This is a genomic window from Allorhizobium borbori (genome assembly GCF_014196535.1).
GTDB lineage: Bacteria > Pseudomonadota > Alphaproteobacteria > Rhizobiales > Rhizobiaceae > Ectorhizobium > Ectorhizobium borbori.
The window spans coordinates 127,627-145,183 of record NZ_JACIDU010000011.1; the positions used below are offsets into that span (position 1 = coordinate 127,627).

General features: G+C 61.7%; 14 protein-coding genes. 3 read left to right on the top strand and 11 right to left on the bottom strand.

The genetic code is table 11. The annotated features are described in order from the left end of the window. The first annotated feature begins 39 nt into the window (after window positions 1–39). Complete coding sequence (locus GGQ66_RS14410; protein ID WP_183793422.1) at window positions 40–1,242, top strand: winged helix-turn-helix domain-containing protein; 1,203 nt, start codon at window positions 40–42, stop codon at window positions 1,240–1,242. 45 nt (window positions 1,243–1,287) lie between these two features. Here GGQ66_RS14410 and GGQ66_RS14415 read toward each other — a convergent pair whose 3' ends face one another. The 4 genes from GGQ66_RS14415 to GGQ66_RS14430 all read right to left on the bottom strand — a co-directional run bounded on the left by GGQ66_RS14415 (window position 1,288) and on the right by GGQ66_RS14430 (window position 9,993). Continuing rightward, the gene (locus tag GGQ66_RS14415; RefSeq protein ID WP_183793423.1) at window positions 1,288–4,275 is read right to left on the bottom strand and encodes a glycoside hydrolase family protein; all 2,988 of its coding nucleotides are present in this window, start codon (window positions 4,273–4,275) and stop codon (window positions 1,288–1,290) included. Between the two features lie 189 nt (window positions 4,276–4,464). After that, entirely contained in the window at window positions 4,465–5,565 is a 1,101-nt protein-coding gene (gene ribB, locus GGQ66_RS14420) for a 3,4-dihydroxy-2-butanone-4-phosphate synthase (protein ID WP_183793424.1), read from the bottom strand. Between the two features lie 15 nt (window positions 5,566–5,580). Continuing rightward, on the bottom strand, window positions 5,581–6,678 hold the full coding sequence (gene aroC, locus GGQ66_RS14425) for a chorismate synthase (RefSeq protein WP_183793425.1): 1,098 nt from the start codon (window positions 6,676–6,678) through the stop codon (window positions 5,581–5,583). A 126-nt stretch (window positions 6,679–6,804) separates the two neighbouring features. Further along, on the bottom strand, window positions 6,805–9,993 hold the full coding sequence (locus GGQ66_RS14430; protein WP_370686354.1) for a putative bifunctional diguanylate cyclase/phosphodiesterase: 3,189 nt from the start codon (window positions 9,991–9,993) through the stop codon (window positions 6,805–6,807). A gap of 249 nt (window positions 9,994–10,242) precedes the next feature. Here GGQ66_RS14430 and GGQ66_RS14435 point away from each other — a divergent pair, with 249 nt between their 5' ends. Further along, window positions 10,243–10,500: a DUF1344 domain-containing protein gene (locus GGQ66_RS14435; protein ID WP_183793426.1), complete on the top strand. Its 258-nt coding sequence runs from the start codon at window positions 10,243–10,245 to the stop codon at window positions 10,498–10,500. Here GGQ66_RS14435 and GGQ66_RS14440 read toward each other — a convergent pair whose 3' ends face one another. The 4 genes from GGQ66_RS14440 to GGQ66_RS14455 all read right to left on the bottom strand — a co-directional run bounded on the left by GGQ66_RS14440 (window position 10,501) and on the right by GGQ66_RS14455 (window position 13,971). Continuing rightward, the gene (locus GGQ66_RS14440; protein WP_183793427.1) at window positions 10,501–11,091 is read right to left on the bottom strand and encodes a histidine phosphatase family protein; all 591 of its coding nucleotides are present in this window, start codon (window positions 11,089–11,091) and stop codon (window positions 10,501–10,503) included. It abuts the gene before it with no gap. Between the two features lie 86 nt (window positions 11,092–11,177). Then, on the bottom strand, window positions 11,178–11,996 hold the full coding sequence (gene fabI / locus GGQ66_RS14445) for an enoyl-ACP reductase FabI (protein WP_183793428.1): 819 nt from the start codon (window positions 11,994–11,996) through the stop codon (window positions 11,178–11,180). A gap of 221 nt (window positions 11,997–12,217) precedes the next feature. After that, on the bottom strand, window positions 12,218–13,399 hold the full coding sequence (locus tag GGQ66_RS14450; protein ID WP_183793482.1) for a DnaJ C-terminal domain-containing protein: 1,182 nt from the start codon (window positions 13,397–13,399) through the stop codon (window positions 12,218–12,220). Window positions 13,400–13,563: 164 nt separating this feature from the next. Further along, window positions 13,564–13,971, bottom strand: a complete 408-nt coding sequence (locus tag GGQ66_RS14455; RefSeq protein WP_183793429.1) for an RT0821/Lpp0805 family surface protein — start codon at window positions 13,969–13,971, stop codon at window positions 13,564–13,566. Window positions 13,972–14,076: 105 nt separating this feature from the next. On the opposite strand from GGQ66_RS14455, the gene pdxH reads away from it, so the two are divergent. Continuing rightward, entirely contained in the window at window positions 14,077–14,697 is a 621-nt protein-coding gene (gene pdxH, locus GGQ66_RS14460) for a pyridoxamine 5'-phosphate oxidase (RefSeq protein ID WP_183793430.1), read from the top strand. Between the two features lie 74 nt (window positions 14,698–14,771). Here pdxH and GGQ66_RS14465 read toward each other — a convergent pair whose 3' ends face one another. The 3 genes from GGQ66_RS14465 to tldD all read right to left on the bottom strand — a co-directional run bounded on the left by GGQ66_RS14465 (window position 14,772) and on the right by tldD (window position 17,519). Then, entirely contained in the window at window positions 14,772–15,524 is a 753-nt protein-coding gene (locus GGQ66_RS14465) for a sulfite exporter TauE/SafE family protein (RefSeq protein WP_183793431.1), read from the bottom strand. Window positions 15,525–15,675: 151 nt separating this feature from the next. Next, window positions 15,676–16,101: a bleomycin resistance protein gene (locus tag GGQ66_RS14470; protein ID WP_183793432.1), complete on the bottom strand. Its 426-nt coding sequence runs from the start codon at window positions 16,099–16,101 to the stop codon at window positions 15,676–15,678. Continuing rightward, window positions 16,101–17,519: a metalloprotease TldD gene (tldD, locus tag GGQ66_RS14475; protein WP_183793433.1), complete on the bottom strand. Its 1,419-nt coding sequence runs from the start codon at window positions 17,517–17,519 to the stop codon at window positions 16,101–16,103. The genes GGQ66_RS14470 and tldD overlap by 1 nt, the downstream gene beginning before the upstream one ends. Between the last annotated feature and the right edge of the window lie 38 nt (window positions 17,520–17,557).

Here is a 17,557-nt window from a genome sequence, read left to right on the forward strand (position 1 = left end):
AACATTGCCTTTCTGTGATCGGTTTCCTAGTCTCTGTTCATGGCGATTCCCGTTTCGAACCCCGATGCAAGGCGATTTTTCCTCGAAAGGCAGGGCCTTGCCGCCCCGCCGGGCAGGGCCATGCACAAGGCCGGCCTTGCCGACCTCATCACGTCGCTGGGCTTCGTGCAGGTCGACAGTATCCGCACGGTGGAACGTGCTCACCACATGATCCTGTTTTCCCGCAATCAGACCTACCGGCCCGCCCATCTGGAAGCGCTGCTGGAAAAGGACCGGCTGCTGTTCGAACACTGGACACACGATGCCTCTATCCTGCCGTCGGCCTTCTTTCCCCATTGGAAATGGCGGTTCCGGCGTCGCGAGCCGATCATTCTGGAGCGCTGGCGCAAATGGCATGGCGAAGGCTTCGACGCCGAATTCAACAACACGCTGGACCGGATCCGGGAAGGCGGGCCGGTCATGGCGCGCGATCTGAAAGCCGAGGATCACGTTTCCGGTGGCTGGTGGAACTGGCACCCCTCCAAGACGGCGCTGGAATTTCTCTGGCACACCGGCCGCCTCGCCATTGCCGGGCGGCGGAATTTCCAGAAGGTCTACGATCTATCCGAGCGCGTCCTGTTGCCGGATCATTATGCCGGCGAGGTGGATCAGGAAGCCTTTGTGGATTTTGCCTGCCGCAGCGCACTGGAACGACTGGGTTTTGCCACCTCTGGCGAAATTGCCGCCTTTTTCGATCTCGTCAGCCCGGAAGAGGCGAAGACCTGGGTCACACGCCATCGCGATGAACTGGAAGAGGTCGCGATCGAGACCTTAGGCGGCGACAGGCCGCGCATGGCCTTTGCCTTTACGGGCGTCGCCGGGCGGATCAGGGATGCTGCCGAGCCGCCCGCCCGTATCCGCGTCCTTTCGCCCTTCGATCCGCTGCTGCGGGATCGCAATCGGGCGGAGCGTCTGTTCGGCTTCTTCTACCGCATCGAGGTCTTCGTGCCGGAGGAAAAGCGGCAATACGGCTATTACGTCTTCCCGCTTCTCGAAGGCGACCGCCTCATCGGTCGCATCGACATGAAGGCCGAACGGGGCGAGGGCGTGCTGGCCGTCAAGCGGCTGTGGCTTGAGCCGGGCGTGCGGGCCTCTGCCAGGCGGCTGGAAAGGCTGGAAGCTGAATTGCAGCGGGTCGCCCGTTTCTGCGGCGTGGAGCACGTCGCCTATCGCGATGGCTGGCGCGGCGATGCCGCGACATGAGAGCAACGCCGTTCCGCTGCGGCAGCCGCAGCGGAACGAACGGGATCAGAGTGTCAGCCAGCCGTCGTGCAGCGAGGTCATGGTCACATTCTTCAGCGTCAGCGAGTGCGCATTGTCGATGAAGACGATCGTATCCGCACCCGACTGGTGAACATCCACCTGCGAAAGGCTGGAAACCAGACCATCGGCCAGATCGATATGGCCGGAACGCGCCGAGAAGCCGACGACCGTGTCGTTGCCACTTTCGTAAAGAACGGTGCCGGCGACGGAGGACTTGAACGTGAAGGTGTCGTTGTGCACGCCACCGTCCAGCGTCAGGCCCTTGACATAGGCCGTGATATTGTAGGTGTCGGCAGCGTCGTGGATGATCTTCAGCTTCGAGTTGCCGTTCGCTGTGTAGCTGTAGAAGCGATCGGTGCCATTTGTGTCGTGCTGTTCGAGCGTCACATACCGTCCCGTCGTCGTGTCGAAGGTGTAGGTCTGCTTGAAGCCGTCATTGCCTGAGTGCTCCAGCAGGGTCAGCTTGCCATTGGCGTCGAACACCTGGTGCCGCGTCGTATAGGCCTGCCCCGTAATGCCGTAGTCGAAGGCTTCGGTGTGGCCGTCGGTGTGGACAATGTTCAGGGTCTTGGCCGCACCGGTCGAGGTGTAGGTGGTGTACTTCTGGGTGCCGTCCGTCTCGAACTGCGTAAAGGCAACGGTCTTGCCCGTGCTGGCATCGAACTTCCAGGACTGGTGGAAACCGTTGTCGCTGTCCCGCACGAGGTTGACGATCTTCCCGGCGGCGTTGAAGGTCTGGTGCTGGGTCGAGTAGGTCTTGCCGGTGATATTGTAGTCGTAGGTGTCGTAGGACCCGTTGGCGTGGTAGAAGATCGCCGATTTCGCGCTGCCATCGGAATAATAGGTCTGGTTGACCGTCTCGCCATCCGTGGTCTTCAGATTGTGCGAGATGACGTTGCCCGTGCTGGCGTCGAACTTGAAGTTTTCGAAGAAGCCATTGCTGCCAGTGCGTTCCAGCAGGGTAATCTTGCCGCTGGCGTTGAAAACCTGATGCACCGTCGTGTAGCTCTGGCCGGTAATACCGTAGTCATAGGCTTCGGAGTGGCCATCGGCATAGATGATGTTGGTGGTCTTGGCTGCGCCGGTCGAGGTGTAGGTGTAATAGCTCTTGGTGCCATCGACGCTGACCTGGGAGAAGGTGATGGCCTTGCCCGTGCTGGCATCGAAGGTCCAGGACTGGCGGAAGCCGTGGTCGCCATCCCGCTCCAGGGCGACGATCTTGCCGGCGGCGTTGAAGCTCTGGTGCTGGGTCGTATAGGCTTGGCCCGTAATGGCGAACTCGAAGACGTCGTAGGAACCGTCCTTGTGCTGGACGATTTCGCTGGCCTTGATGCCGTCCTTGAAGGTGTAATAGGTCTGGTCGCCCTCGGTCGAGACGGCGCTTGCCGACACCACGACGCCATTCTTGAACACTTCCGTATAGCTGGAGCCATCGGGATAGAAGGTGCTCTGGCTGGTGACCACGCCGCTGGAAAGCCCCTGTTCCACCTTCGACGTCACGGCGCCCTCGGCGGAGTAGTAGGTGAAGGTGCGCCAGGTTTCCTGCGGGTTCTCGACCACGAAGGAGTAGCCGCCGGCAACCTTGTCGAGAACGTCCTGACAATGCGTCAGGATGTAGCGCATGGTGGCTTCGGAAGAGACGTGGAGCACATGGTCGCCGGTCAGCTTCACTTCCTGCAGGCCCTGGGCGGTTGCAAGCGTGTCGATCTGCGCGACGAAATCATCGGCCGAAAGGGTCAGGACCGGATCGACGGTGATGGCCGGGGTCGAGATCGGGGCCGTCGCGCCGACTTCGATGATGAGTGGATGATCGCTAAGGGCCACCGTGATCTTGCTGGTGTTGGAGAAGACGGCAATCGGCGCCGTGCCCTTCATCGGATCGTAGACGTAGATCTTGCCGTAAACGGCGCCGAGGTTGATCGTCACCGTGCTGCTGGCAACGGCGATGTCCTTGTTCAGCACGTCGTCCCAGATCTTCGGCTCGGCCCACAGAACCAGATCGAACACACCGCCGGCCTTGTTCAGAACCATCGAATGCGAGGCGCCGGGCATGCCGGAAAGCGTGTATTTGAGCGCGTCCTGCGTTGATACGCTGCTGTCGCTGCCGGAGGAGAGGATCGTCGTCAGGTTATGGATGGCGGTGGCCGCCTGCTTGGGTGTGCCATCGCTCGAAAACAGGCCGAAATGGCTTTCGGCATCGCTGGTATCGCTCGAATTGCCATCGAACAGTTCGTAGAGATAGGTCTTCTGCGCGCCGTTTTCCCAGGCGTCGAACAAGCCGTTCAGAATGAGCTTTGCCTGTCCTGTCTCGCTGATGCCGATGCCATCGACGGTTTTGAGTGTAGTGAAGCCGGTTTCGGTGATGATCAGCGGGTCGGTGCTGTTCACGGTCTTGGCAAGCGCGATCTGATCCTCCTGGCGCGCATCGCCGTTGCCGTAGGTCAGGAAGTAGCTGTGCACATTGGCGTAGTCGGAATATTGCGAGAGATCGCCGAGCGCGGCATAGGCCGCGGCATTGTCATTTCCGATTGTCATGTTCAGAACCGGCAGATCGCCAAGCACGCTGCTGGCGTTGACGGCGGTATAGAACGCCTTCTGGAAGGCTGCGGCGGCTTCCATCGAGGAGCTGCCGTTATAGCTGAAGCTGAAGAGGTTCGCCTCGTTCAGGCCCTCGACCGCCAGCAGTGAGCCGGCATGGGAGGTCGCAAAGCTTTCGAGGGCGGAAATGTATTTCGCCAGGCCGGTGGCCGGCACGTCGCTGCCGACGACGACATTGATCTTGATGCCGGCATCGGCGAGGGCCGAGAGCGTCTGGTTCTGCACACCGTAGGCGCTGAACCCGTCGCGAACGGAGGAGATGCCGAGATAGTTGAGGGACTGAACCGTCAGGCTCGAATTGGTGTAGGCGCCGGTGCCGAAAGAGGCATGAGTGTTGACGCCGAGGGAGTCGAGAAAATTCGATGTCGTGGCCACTGCGGTGCTCCTTTAGTTTGGAGGAGCGTGACCGCAAGGCCCTAGAAGAACCGATAAGATAATAGGCGCAATTTTAATGATCCGGGCGCTTAGGCCCAAAGGCTTGCTTATGCTGAATCGGCGGTAAAAAAACTTTGGCCCTTTCCGGGCAGAAGACTGCCGGCTCCGGAGAGCCGGCAGCGTAAGGCTTTAACCGATATCGGTCGAGCTGATCTTGATGCCGAAACCTTCAAGACCGACATAGTGGCGCTCGCGGCTGGTCAGCAGCTTGATCGAGGAGACGCCGAGATCCTTGAGGATCTGCGCGCCGAGCCCGATTTCAAGCCACTCGTGCTCGCGGGTCTTGGCCTGTTCGTGATCTTCTGCGGCGCTGCGCACCTTGCGCGAACGTTCGCTCTGGCCAACGCCCACCGAGCCTTCGCGCAGATAGACAATGATGCCGCGACCGAGTTCGGAAATCTTCTTCATGTAATGCGCCACCGGCTGGCGCATGCCGAACACGTCGTCGGCCACGTTTTCGGGGTGCAGGCGCACCGGAATGTCCTCGCCGTCGCGAATGTCACCGAAGATCACGGCCATGTGCTGCATCGGGTCCCAGGGCAGGGAATAGGTGTGCGCCTTGGCCGGACCGAAGGGCGTTTCGATGGTGAAGCTGGATTCCAGCTCCACCAGCGTTTCCTTGCGCTGGCGATAGGCGATGAGATCGGCGACGGAAACCTGCTTCAGGCCGTGCTTTTCCGCGAATGCCGTCACCTGCGGGCCGCGCGTCACGGTACCGTCGTCGTTGACGAGTTCGCAGATCACGCCGATGGGCGGCAGGCCGGCCAGTTTGCAGAGGTCGACCGCGGCTTCGGTGTGGCCGGAACGCATGAGAACGCCGCCTTCGCGGGCCACCAGCGGGAAGATGTGGCCGGGGCGGGTGAAATCGGCCGGGCCGACATTCGGGTTGGCGAGGTTGCGCACCGTCAGCGTGCGGTCATCGGCGGAAATGCCGGTGGTCGTGCCGTGCTTGAAATCGACGGTCACGGTGAAGGCCGTGGTGTGGGCGCTGTCGTTCTCGGCCACCATGGCGTTGAGGTTGAGGCGCTTGGCTTCTTCCTTCGGCATGGGCGCGCAGACGATGCCGGAGGTGTGGCGCACGATGAAGGCCATCTTTTCAGCGGTGCAATGCACGGCGGCGACGATGAGGTCGCCTTCGTTCTCGCGGTCGTCGTCGTCGGTCACAACGACGATTTCGCCAGCCTCGAAGGCGCGGATGGCGTCCACGACGCGCTTCTGGTCAAAGCTCATTTCGGGTGTCCTTGCTTATTTCAGACGGCCGGTCTGGCCGCGGTCTCTCAGATAATGGTCGGCGATGGCGCAGGCGAGCATCGCCTCGCCCACGGGAACAGCACGGATGCCGACGCAGGGGTCGTGGCGGCCCTTGGTGCGGACATCGACATTGTGTCCGCTCGCGTCGATGGACTGGCGGGGCGTCAGGATCGAGGAGGTTGGCTTGACGGCGAAGCGGGCGATGACCGGCTGGCCGGTGGAAATACCGCCGAGAATGCCGCCGGCATGGTTCGAAAGAAACAGCGGAGCGCCGTCATTGCCCATGCGCATTTCGTCGGCATTTTCCTCGCCGGTGATTTCGGCGGCCTCGAAACCGTTGCCGATTTCAACGCCCTTGACGGCGTTGATCGACATCAGCAGCGAAGCGATGTCCTGGTCGAGCTTGCCGTAAAGCGGTGCGCCGAGACCGGCGGGAACACCTTCGGCCACCACTTCCACGACGGCGCCGACGGACGAGCCGGCCTTGCGGATCTCGTCCAGATAGGCTTCCCACACCGGCACGGTCTCCGCATCCGGGCAGAAGAACGGGTTCTGGTCCACCTGGTCCCAGTCGAAACGGCTGCGGTTAATCTTGTGCTTGCCGATCTGCACCAGCGCGCCACGGATCTTCACGCCGGGAATGACAAGGCGGGCAACGGCGCCAGCGGCGACACGCGCCGCCGTTTCGCGGGCCGAAGAGCGACCGCCGCCGCGATAGTCTCGGATGCCGTACTTGGCGTCATAGGTGAAATCGGCGTGGCCGGGGCGATATTGCTGGGCAATCTCGCCGTAATCCTTCGAGCGCTGGTCGGTGTTCTCGATCATCAGGGAGATCGGCGTGCCGGTCGTCGTATAGGTTTCGCCATCGCCGGAGGGGAAGACCCCCGAGAGAACCTTTACCTCATCGGCCTCGCGGCGCTGCGTCACGAAGCGCGACTGGCCGGGCTTGCGCTTGTCGAGAAAGGACTGGATGTCGGCCAGCGTAAAGGTCAGGCCGGGCGGGCAGCCATCGACGACACAGCCAAGGGCCGGGCCGTGGCTTTCGCCCCAGGTGGTAACGCGGAAAAGGTGACCGAACGTGTTATGCGACATGGGAGCTTGCGTGCTTCTTCCGGATGCAATGGACGGGCACACTCATAGTGGAAAACGCCACCCAAGCAAAAGGCTTTCTTTCCCTCAAAAGGTGACGCAGCAGGCGTTTTTTTGAGAACAATCGCCTTAAACGGCGAATTTCCATCCGGTATCGATGGTGCGCTGGCTGAAAGCGTCGAAGGAAAGCGGGCGGGCGAAGGCGTAACCCTGCAGCATGTCGCAGCCGAGTTCCGCCAGCATCCGCGCGTGGTCGAGCGTTTCCACACCCTCGGCCACGGTCTCGACGCCCAGAGAGCGGGCAAGATCGATGATCGAGCGCACCAGAGCCCGCTCGCGGGTCGATTCCAGAATGGGCATGACGAGCTGACGGTCGATCTTCAGCCGCTTGGGCTTCAGCTTCAGCAGGCTGACGATGGAGGTATGACCGGTACCGAAATCGTCGATTTCGATGTCGATGCCGAGCGCCTTGATCTGTTCGAGATTGATGTCGGTGATCGCTTCACGGTCATCAAGGAAGATCGATTCCACCAGTTCGAAGCACAGTTCGCCCGGCGTGATGGACAGGCCCTTGAGCGAGGCGATCAGCGCCTCGTCATGCAGGCGGCGCGAGGAAACGTTGACCGAAACCTTGGGCACGTTGATGCCCATGGCGGCCCAGCGCATGCGGTCCTTGAGCGCGGTCTGCATCACGAGCTGGTCGAGGGTTGCAACCACGTTCAGTTCCTCGGCGATGCCGAGGAAGCGGTCCGGTGTGATGAGGCCGTGGGTGGGATGCTGCCAGCGCACCAGCGCCTCGACCCCGGTCAGTTGCATGGTGCGGGCGCAAAATTGCGGCTGATACCAGGCGGTGAATTCATCCCGCTCGATGCCGGCGAGAATTTCGTCCGCCGTGCGCTTGCTGTTGACGATTTCGGCCTGGAGGTTCTGGGTAAAGAACTCGAAACGGTTGCGACCCATGCGCTTGGCGCGATAAAGCGCGATATCGGCGTTGATCAGCACCTTGCGGGCATCGACGGACATGCCCGACGCCATGGCGATGCCGATGGAAACGCCGCAGCGGCAGGAGAAGCCTTCGAAATCCACCGGCTGGCTGATTTCCTGAACGATGCGGGTGCACAGTTCCTTGAGCGCATTGCGCGATTCCATGCCGGGCAAGAGGATGACGAACTCGTCGCCGCCGATGCGGGCCACGATGTCATGGGTGGCGCTGCTGTCGCCGCTGCGCACATTGGCGCGCAGAACCCCGGCAATGTGGGCGAGCATCGCGTCGCCGGCAGCGTGGCCGAGCGTGTCGTTGATCTGCTTGAAGCGGTCGAGATCGAGGTGGAGAATGGAGAAGGTGACGCGCCTGCCCTGACTTTCCTGCGAAAGACGCTCCAGTTCCACATCCAGCTTGCGGCGGTTGCCCAGCCCGGTCAACGGATCGTGCAGGGCGTTGTGCTCGATGCGGCTCTTGGTCAGTTCCAGCTCGACGTTCTTGGCTTCGGCTTCATCCTTGGCCGCCTTGAGTTCGGCGGTGATGATCTGGTCTTCGGTCACATCGAAGGCAATGCCGACGATGCGGCGAACGCCCTGCTGGTTGATGTAGGACTGTCCGACGGAACGGATGTAGCGCAGCGTGCCGTCCGGCTGGTACACGCGCACGAGGAGCGGCGGCCGTTGCTGGCCATCGCGGAAGATGCGGGTGCCGGCGAGCGCGTTTGCCCGGTCCCGCGGATCGATCAGGGCGAACCAGTCTTCATAGGCGATGCGGCGTGGCTCGGGCGGCAGGCCGTAAAGCTGCGACATGCGGGCATCCCACAGATCGACATTTTCAGCCAGATCCGTTTCCCAGATGCCGCAATGGTAGGATTCGAGCGCCAGATCGAGCTTGCGTGACAAGTCCTCGAGTTCCTGCTCGCGGCTGGAAAGCTCCTGCAGCGCCAGCTCGAGTTCGGCATTCTTGATGTCGCTGCTTTCCTTGGCCTCGCGCAGCGTCAGCGTCATCATTTCGTCGGAGGTCACATCCCAGACGATACCGGTCGTGCGGGTCGAGACATCCGTGCTTTCGTAGCGGGCGCCGACCGAACGCAGGTAGCGGATGGAGCCATCGTCAAGCCTGATGCGATAGGTGACCTTGTAGGTGCAACCGGTCAGCTTGTAATCGCGAAAATGGGCGGCGACCATGTCACGGTCTTCCGGCACGACGCGGACCAGCCAGGTGTCGAGCGGGCTCACCACCTCCTGAGGCAACTCGTCCTGCAGCATGGCTGCGCGCTCGTCCCAGTAGATGTCGTCGGAACCGTCCTGCATCTCCCAGATGCCGATATTGGAGGATTCCATGGCAAGGTTGAAACGCTGCGACAGTTCCAGCAGCTTGGCCTCGCGGCCTTCAAGCGCCATGATGTTGCGATTGCGCTCGGCAATCAGCATGCTCGCGCCGAAGATCGGCACCACGATGGCGATGCCGGCCAATAGAAGGGCAAAGCGGAAGGCGGCCTTTTTGGCCCAGGGAATGTCCCAGCCGGCCTCCGGCATCACTAGCACTTCCAGCGCCCCGCCATCGAATGGAATGCGGCGGCTCACCGGGGTGGCATCCGCCATCGAGGGATCGCCGAACACATAGGACGGGGTAACGCCGTTGCCACGCCCGGAGACATCGCGGATCGCCACCCGCATTTCCGGAAGCTCATGGAAGATTTCCGGGGACATGACGGTGAAGCCGGCGGCGTTGAAGAAGTCCTTCTTCTGGATGGCGATCTCGACAAAGCCCCAAATACGCTTCGTCGCGTCAGTCACATTCCTTGTCACCGGAGTGATGAACACGAGCTTGCCGTCCTCCGTCGCCATCAGCGCAGGCCGCCCCTTTGCAAGATAGGTCTCGACGTGATGGACGCGCTTCTGGTCATACGGATAACGGGAGGCGAGCGTCTGGCCGATTTCGTTGTTGGCATCGGTCACGGGCAGAATCCGCGCGAGACTGCGGCCCTTCGTGATGGCGATGTGGTCGAAATGGCGGTTTCCGGACAGGACGAACTGGGCCTGATCATCGAACAGCGCCATGGCGCTCTCCGCGTTTACGGCGAAATCACGAGCCAGGTTTGCGGCGGTGTTCTGGTCGGCCTTGATCTGGCCGGCAAGGCGCTGCTGCAGGAAGAAGGCGGTGCGGTCGGCATTCTCGCGCAGGTTGGCGCGATAGGTTTCGCTGTTTTGCCGATCGAGCGCGACACTGATGGCCAGAATAGCGAAAGCGACCAGCGCTGCGCCTGCAAGCGCGACACCGGTTCTCTGCCAGTAGTTGCGGATACGCCGCCCCTGAAGTTGCCAATGCCCCACACGGACCTCTTTGCCATTATTCGGAAAGACAATAGGAACCGCAAGTTAACATAGCCTTGCCCCAACAACCCGAAATCCCGGGAGAAAACTGGGTTCATTGGTTGCAAAGAGAAGCATCTCCCTTGAAAGACGCCCGAATCCGGTCCATCAATCGTTGCTGTAATGTCATCGTACCGGCTGCAAATCGCCACATTCAGGAGGGTATCCTTGTTCCACCGCTCAAGTCTGGACCGGAAGGGAGCCCTCTCCGTGCACATCGTTTTCGCCTTCATTCTCGCACTCACCATCTTCCTGCCGGTGGCGTCCTTTGCGCAGAGCGCGGATGTCGAGGCGAAGATCAGCAAGATCGACACCGACAAGCTGACGATCATGCTGGATGACGGAAAGAGCTATCAGGTTCCCGAGGAATTCAACTTCGAAGGCCTGAAGGCAGGGCAAAAGGTCATCGTCTTCTACACGGTGGTCGATGGCCGCCGCGTTGTCGATGATCTGCAGATTTCCGAATAATCAGACCCAGCCGATCCGGCCCTGTGTCGGATCGAGCGAAAGAATGCGGTCCTGCGGCGTCTCGGTCATGGCCGATTCTTCCGTGCCCCGGCCGGCAACGATGCGGAACAGGCTGCGGATGACGCCGCCATGGCAGACGCACACCGTAGGGCGTGTGACGGATGAAAGCCAGGAGGCCACCCGCCAGGACAGGATTTCATAGCTTTCCGCCTCGGCACCCGGAGGAATGAAATCCCACTTCGAACGCTCGCGCTCGGCAACCCGTTCCGGAAAGCGGCGGGCCAGTTCCTCCAGCGTATAACCTTCCCAATCACCAAAGCAGACTTCGAGAAGCCGTTCGTCGGTCGTGTAACCGCGTGGATCGAGACCCATCGCGCCGCGCACGCGCTGCATGGTTTCACGGGTGCGGGAAAGGGGGCTCGCCACATAATCGAAGGCGGTGGCGGAAGAGCCGAGCAGCGCTTTCAGCGCCACGCCATTGCCATTTGCCTGGGCGCGGCCGAGGCTGTTCAATGGAATATCGCGCTGGCCCTGCATGCGGCCATCGGCGTTCCAGTCGGTCTGACCGTGACGGATCACGTAGATTTGCATGTCCGCCTCCAGGATACGTCGAAATTGCGTGGCGCGAAAAAGGGAGGGGCGCCCTTGCCGGTCAGCGAGGGCGCCCCGGAAACCTGTTATTCCTTGACGACGGAAATGTCGGGCGCATCCACCGCCTTCATGCCAACCGTGTGATAGCCGGAATCGACATGGTGGATCTCGCCGGTCACCCCGGTCGAAAGGTCTGACACGAGGTAGAGCGCGGACTTGCCGACTTCCTCGATCGTCACCGTGCGCTTGAGCGGCGCATTGTACTCGTTCCACTTGAGAATATAGCGGAAGTCGCCGATGCCCGAAGCGGCCAGCGTCTTGATCGGGCCGGCTGAAATGGCGTTGACGCGAATGCCGCGGCCGCCCAGATCGACGGCGAGGTAACGCACGGACGCTTCAAGCGCGGCCTTGGCAACGCCCATAACATTGTAATGCGGCATCACCTTCTCGGCACCGTAATAGGTGAGCGTGATGATCGAGCCGTTGTCGTTGAGAATGCGCTCGGCGCGCTGCGCCACGGCGACGAACGAATAGACGGAAATGTCCATCGTCTTCGTGAAGTTGTCGCGGCTGGTTTCGATGAAGCGACCCGTCAGTTCGTCCTTGTCGGAGAAGGCGATGGCGTGAACGACGAAGTCGATCTTGCCCCACTTCTTTTCCAGCGTGTCGAACACCGCGTCGATGCTGGCGAGATCGGTGACGTCACAATCGCCGGCGAGGAAGGCGTCGAGTTCTGCGGCCAGCGGTTCCACGCGCTTCTTCAGAGCGTCACCCTGCCAGGTGAAGGCAAGTTCGGCGCCTGCGTCGCGGGCGGCCTTGGCGATACCCCAGGCGATGGAACGGTTGTTCGCAACACCCATGATGAGACCGCGTTTGCCTGCCAGCAGACCGGAAAGCTCAGCCATGTCTTACTCCATGTTTCTTTCAGCCCAACGCCAGGGGGGCGGGCCGGGATCGTCGTCGGTTGACCCGCGCATATCCCAAAAAACGGGAAGAGGCGGGCATCTTGAATGCCCAAGCCTATGGCATAGCCCGCCAGACCGTTCAAGCGGGCCCGGATCATCTCATGCAAGCTGTTGTAATAATAATGCTTGCGCGGCGCGACCGCCGCGCAACATTGGCGGTTTCAGATGTAGAGGCCTTCACGCATCAGGCGCATCAGGTCCGTCACCTTGTCATCCGGCTTGTCCCACAGGGTCAGGCGCAGTTCGACGACGAGATCGCCGCGCTTGTCGGCGGTCTGCGGCAGTCCCTTGCCTTCGATGCGGATCGAACGGTTCGAATCCGACCAGGGCGGAATGGTGATGGCGACGGGGCCCTCCGGCGCTTCAACGGTGCTGTCGCAACCGAGCACCGCATTCTCGAGCGAAACCGGCAGAACCGTGTGGATGTCGAAGCCCTCGACCTCGAAGCGCGGATCTTCGGCAACCTTCAACATCACGCGGACATCGCCGCGCTGCATGCCCTGGAAACGGTGCCCCTGACCTTCGAGGCGCACCACATGGTCCTCGGTCATGCCGGGTTCCAGCCGCACGCGCACTTCTCGGCCATCGAACAGCACCACCGAAACCGTACGGCCGGCGATCAGGTCATCGATGGAAACGACGGCTTCGGTAACGATATCCGGCGCCTTTTCCGGCGCGGGCTCGATGCCGCGCAGCTTGCGGATCCAGTAGCTAATGAGTTCGACCGCCTGAACCGGAAGCGGTACGGATCCGGCGCGGCTTGCTTCACTTTCTTCAGTGGATTTCTGGGTCGTCTCGTTCGGCGCCGTGGCGCTGTCGTCTACGGACGCACCTTGCGTTTGCCCCGGACCCTGGGCCTTGGCGGAAGAGGCGTTCGTCTGGTCCTTGGCGCCTGCCTGTTCGCCGGTGCCGAAGATGCGGTTCACCACCGCTTCGGGGCTTTCGCCGGCCGGCGTTTCCGGCCCGGCTGCCGCGGCGCTTTCCTGTGCGGCCTTGGCGGCGCGCTGGGCGTTGGCGCGGGCAAGCTCTTCCATCACGCGGGCGGCTTCCTCGCGGGCGGCCTTGGCGCGTTCGGCGGCCTCCTTGGCCGCTTGCCGCTTCTGCATGATGGTCTGGCCGTCTTCCTCGCCCTTGCCGCGATGGCGCTGGTCGTAACGACTGCGTTTCTTGGGGTCTCGCAACAGGTCATAGGCCGCACCGACTTCAGCGAAGCGTGCTGCCGCCTGCGGGTCGTCGCGGTTGTGGTCGGGATGGACGCTTTTCACCCGGGCACGCCAGGCGGCTTTTATCTCATCCTCGCGGGCGTCCTGCCTGACGCCGAGCACGGCATAGGGATCACGCATTTGGGCCACCGAAAACTCCGACGGCCGTGCTCCCGGTCTGGCACAGCCGCAACGCTACTCGAACACTCGCAAACCGTGGTTACGCAACCGGACAACGCCAACGGACTGCTTACTATTGTCAAGGTTAGGCCAAATTCACTAACTGAGCGTTTATGAAGACTTGATCAGTTCTGTCGAATGAAACGGATGAGCTTCCATTCGCCCGAAGTATCCAGGCAGGTGTCGCCCATAAAGTTGGCGATGCCGTCATAGGCATGGCGGGTGGTGACGAAACTGCGGCAGACCGCACCGTTCGCACGGCTCTCGTTGATCGATGCCACGACACCGGCGCTGCCGGTGGAAGCATTGGCCCAGGGCAGGGAAGCGCCGGCAAGCTTTTCCAGATCGGCGGAGGTCACGGCATTGCGCACCGTCACCTCGTCGGAAATGGCTTCGGTGGATTTCTTCGGCGCAACGGAACTGGTGGTCAGCGAACTATCGGCGCGTGAGGAGAAAAGGTCGAAACTCATGCAGCCGGAAAGTGCTACACAGAGCGGCAGCACGGCAAAAAAACGGATGCCGTGTGAAAACATGCCCTTTCTGGATTTCCGGCATTTTGTTATGACGATCACCTTTCATCGTGTCGCGTGCTGGCAACCGAATCCCGGCCAGGCCAAGTTCGGAGCATTTGAGTTAATATGTCGGATAACGGGTTAACAAGCGGTGACTTCACCGCTGAGGACGAGCCGTTTGCCCTCTTCGCAAAGTGGCTGAAGGATGCGGAAGCCTCGGAAGTCAACGATCCCAACGCCTTGGCGCTTGCCACGGTAGATGAGGACGGCCTGCCGAATGTGCGCATGGTTCTCCTGAAAGGCTATGACGCCCAGGGCTTCGTCTTCTACACCAATTTCGAGAGCCGCAAGGGTCGCGAAATTCTGGGCCAGAAGAAGGCGGCCATGTGTTTTCACTGGAAATCGCTGCGCCGGCAGGTCCGCATTCGCGGCCCCGTCGAGGTGGTGACGAACGAGGAGGCGGATACCTATTACGCCTCGCGTCCCCGTGGCAGTCGCATCGGCGCCTGGGCTTCAAAACAGTCCCGCCCGCTCGAAAGCCGTTTCGCGCTGGAAAAGGCCGTGGCCGAACATACGGCGAAATTCGCCATCGGTGAAATTCCGCGTCCTGAATACTGGTCGGGTTTCCGTATCCGTCCGGTCTCCATCGAGTTCTGGCACGACCGGCCTTTCCGCCTGCATGACCGTGTTCTCTTCGAGCGGGAAACACCGGATGCAGCTTGGTCGAAAGCGCGCCTTTATCCTTGATGTGAAAAGCATTTCCAGCAAAAGTGTGAAACGGTTTTGCGTCCGGAAATGCGAAAAAATGATACCTGCCGATCTCACCCGAAGATCGGCAGGCCGAGAATACCCGCCGCGGCGATGAGGCCGAGGCAGATGCGCCGGAAGGTTGCCTCGCTGGCCAGGCCGAACAGCCGCGACCCCGCATAAAGCCCGATGCCGTAGGACGGTCCAACGATGAGCGCGACGACGAAGGCCTGCAGGACAAACAGGCCGCCGGTGAAATAGCTGATGCCGGAAATGATCGTTGCCATGCCGAAATAAAGCACGATACTGGCGCGCATGTTCGCAGCCGGCAGGGCGCCCCCCAGCCAATAGGCCACGACGGCGGGCCCGCCAAGCTGCGCCGCACCTCCGAAAAAGCCGGAAACAGCCCCCACCGCGACGGTGAGGGGCGCCGTCGGGCTCTGCCGGTAGCGCCAGCCCGAAAGCAGAAGCGCCAGCATCAGGAATACCATGAGGCAGATGCCCCAGCGCAGCACCATGGTGGGCAGGTTGGCCAGCGCCATGGCGCCCAGCGGAATGCCGACCACCGCCCCGGCCAGCATCAGGAGTGCTTCATGCCGGTTGGCCTTGCGCCAGCCCTCCGGCAACATGCCAACCGTCATCACCGCATCCGCCACCAGCAGCGAAACCGCCGCGATTTTCGGACCGACGACGGCGCTTGCCAGCGGCATGTAGATCAGCGCCGCTCCGAAACCGGAGAAACCGCGCGCCAGCCCGGCCATGAGGGCAACAGCAACAAGAAGGGCGGCGGCACCCTCCGTCAGACCGGCGGTGGCGAGGAAGGACATGGTGATTTCCCGAGATAGGGTATTTTAGGAAAAACACCCTGAGAATGGCGATATATCGCAAAATGGTACTTGGGAAGCCCGGTTCTGGCAAGGGCTGTTTGCCGGGTCCGGACGGGATGAGAGGCCGCGCTGCGGCGCTATGAGGGATGGGCTACTCCTCGAGAGAGCGTTCTCCCAGCCCCTCATAGAGCCTGAGCAGATAGCCATCGGGATCGGCCACGGCAAACTGCCGGTTACCCACTTCGTGATCATCGCGACGATACCACTTTTCCTCCAGCGGCAGGTAAAGCGGGTGACCCGCCACCGCCAGCCGGTCGAGGATGGCAGAGACATCGGCAACGTGGATTTGCAGGTTCACGCCACGCCCCAGCGGATAGTCGAAGGGGGCATCGGCCACGGCGAAGGTGCGACCAACGCCGATTTCATCGATCATCAGTTCGGCGCCACCCAGTTCCAGAAAACTGAAACCTTCCTCCGGACGCTCGTAGCGCACGGTAAATCCGATGATATCGCAACAGAAGGCACGACTTTTCAGCCAGTTGGAAACGGCAAGCTCGGGAACGAGCGCGTTGCCCATCAGGTCTTGGTGCCGCCGACCGTGATCTGGTCCATCCTGAGATGCGGCTGGCCGACGCCGACCGGAACCCATTGGCCGGCCTTGCCGCAATTGCCGATGCCGGTGTCGAGTTTCATGTCGTTGCCGACCATGGAAACGCGCTTCATCGCCTCCGGGCCGTTGCCGATCAGCATCGCGCCCTTCACCGGCGCGCCGATCTTGCCGTCCTCGATCATATAGGCTTCGGTGCAGCCGAACACGAACTTGCCGGAGGTGATGTCCACCTGTCCGCCGCCGAAGGAGACGGCGTAAAGACCGCGCTTCACCGAGGCGATGATTTCTTCCGGGCTCTTGTCGCCGCCCAGCATGTAGGTGTTGGTCATGCGTGGCATGGGCCGGTGCGAATAGCCCTGGCGACGACCGTTGCCGGTCGGCTTCATGCCCATCAGGCGGGCGTTCTGCCGGTCCTGCATGTAGCCGACGAGGCGGCCGTTTTCGATGAGCACGTTGTAGCCGGAGGGCGTGCCTTCATCATCGACGGTGAGCGATCCGCGCCGCTCGCCAATCGTGCCGTCATCCACCACGGTGACGCCGGGTGCGGCGACCATTTCGCCCATCAGCCCGGCAAAGGCCGAGGTCTTCTTGCGGTTGAAATCGCCTTCGAGGCCATGACCGACCGCCTCATGCAGCATCACGCCCGGCCAGCCGTTGCCGAGAACCACATCCATGGTGCCCGCCGGCGCATCGATGGCCTGAAGATTGACGAGCGCCTGACGCAGCGCATCGTCGGCGCCACGCTGCCAGTGTTCTTCGGTCAAAAAGCTGTCGAAGCCCATGCGGCCGCCAAAACCGTTGCCGCCGGATTCCTGCCGGTCGCCTTCGCCGGCAACGACGGAAATGTTGAGCCGGGTCATCGGGCGAATATCGCGCACGCGGTGGCCGTCGGCGCGCAGAATTTCCACCACCTGCCAGCTTGCCGCGATGGAGGCTGTCACCTGCCGCACGCGGGCGTCCTTGTCGCGCAGATAGCGGTCGATGGTCTGGAGAAGTTTTGCCTTCTCCTCGAAGCTCGGCGAACCGATCGGGTTTTCCTCGCCGTAAAGCTTGCGGTTGGTGCCCTGCGGCGGTTCGCTGTAGGTGCCTGCATGGCCCCGGGTTACCGCGCCTGCAGCATCGGCCGCGCGTTTCAGCGCAGCTGCGGAAAGCTCGCCGGCATGGGCATAGCCCACGGTTTCCCCCGCCACGGCGCGCAGGCCAAAGCCCTGATCGGTGTTGAAGGAGCCGCCCTTGAGGCGTCCGTCATCGATGGTCAGCGATTCCGACTGGGCGTGTTCGATGTAAAGCTCGCCGTCATCGGCGCCGGAAAGCGCATCGGATACGATGGACTGAATTTCGCTCTCGCTGGCATCGAAAAGCGAGAGAAGGTCGGTGCTGGTCATGTCATTTCCGATCGGGCGGCTTCCGGTGAAACGGGCGG

Excerpts from the sequence above, each read along its gene's own strand:
- GGQ66_RS14410 (WP_183793422.1), top strand. The coding sequence starts at position 40 with ATGGCGATTCCCGTTTCGAACCCCGATGCAAGGCGATTTTTCCTCGAA.
- ribB (WP_183793424.1), bottom strand. The coding sequence starts at position 5,565 with ATGAGCTTTGACCAGAAGCGCGTCGTGGACGCCATCCGCGCCTTCGAG.
- aroC (WP_183793425.1), bottom strand. The coding sequence starts at position 6,678 with ATGTCGCATAACACGTTCGGTCACCTTTTCCGCGTTACCACCTGGGGC.
- GGQ66_RS14440 (WP_183793427.1), bottom strand. The coding sequence starts at position 11,091 with ATGCAAATCTACGTGATCCGTCACGGTCAGACCGACTGGAACGCCGAT.
- fabI (WP_183793428.1), bottom strand. The coding sequence starts at position 11,996 with ATGGCTGAGCTTTCCGGTCTGCTGGCAGGCAAACGCGGTCTCATCATG.
- GGQ66_RS14450 (WP_183793482.1), bottom strand. The coding sequence starts at position 13,399 with ATGCGTGATCCCTATGCCGTGCTCGGCGTCAGGCAGGACGCCCGCGAG.
- GGQ66_RS14455 (WP_183793429.1), bottom strand. The coding sequence starts at position 13,971 with ATGTTTTCACACGGCATCCGTTTTTTTGCCGTGCTGCCGCTCTGTGTA.
- pdxH (WP_183793430.1), top strand. The coding sequence starts at position 14,077 with ATGTCGGATAACGGGTTAACAAGCGGTGACTTCACCGCTGAGGACGAG.
- GGQ66_RS14465 (WP_183793431.1), bottom strand. The coding sequence starts at position 15,524 with ATGTCCTTCCTCGCCACCGCCGGTCTGACGGAGGGTGCCGCCGCCCTT.
- GGQ66_RS14470 (WP_183793432.1), bottom strand. The coding sequence starts at position 16,101 with ATGGGCAACGCGCTCGTTCCCGAGCTTGCCGTTTCCAACTGGCTGAAA.
- tldD (WP_183793433.1), bottom strand. The coding sequence starts at position 17,519 with ATGACCAGCACCGACCTTCTCTCGCTTTTCGATGCCAGCGAGAGCGAA.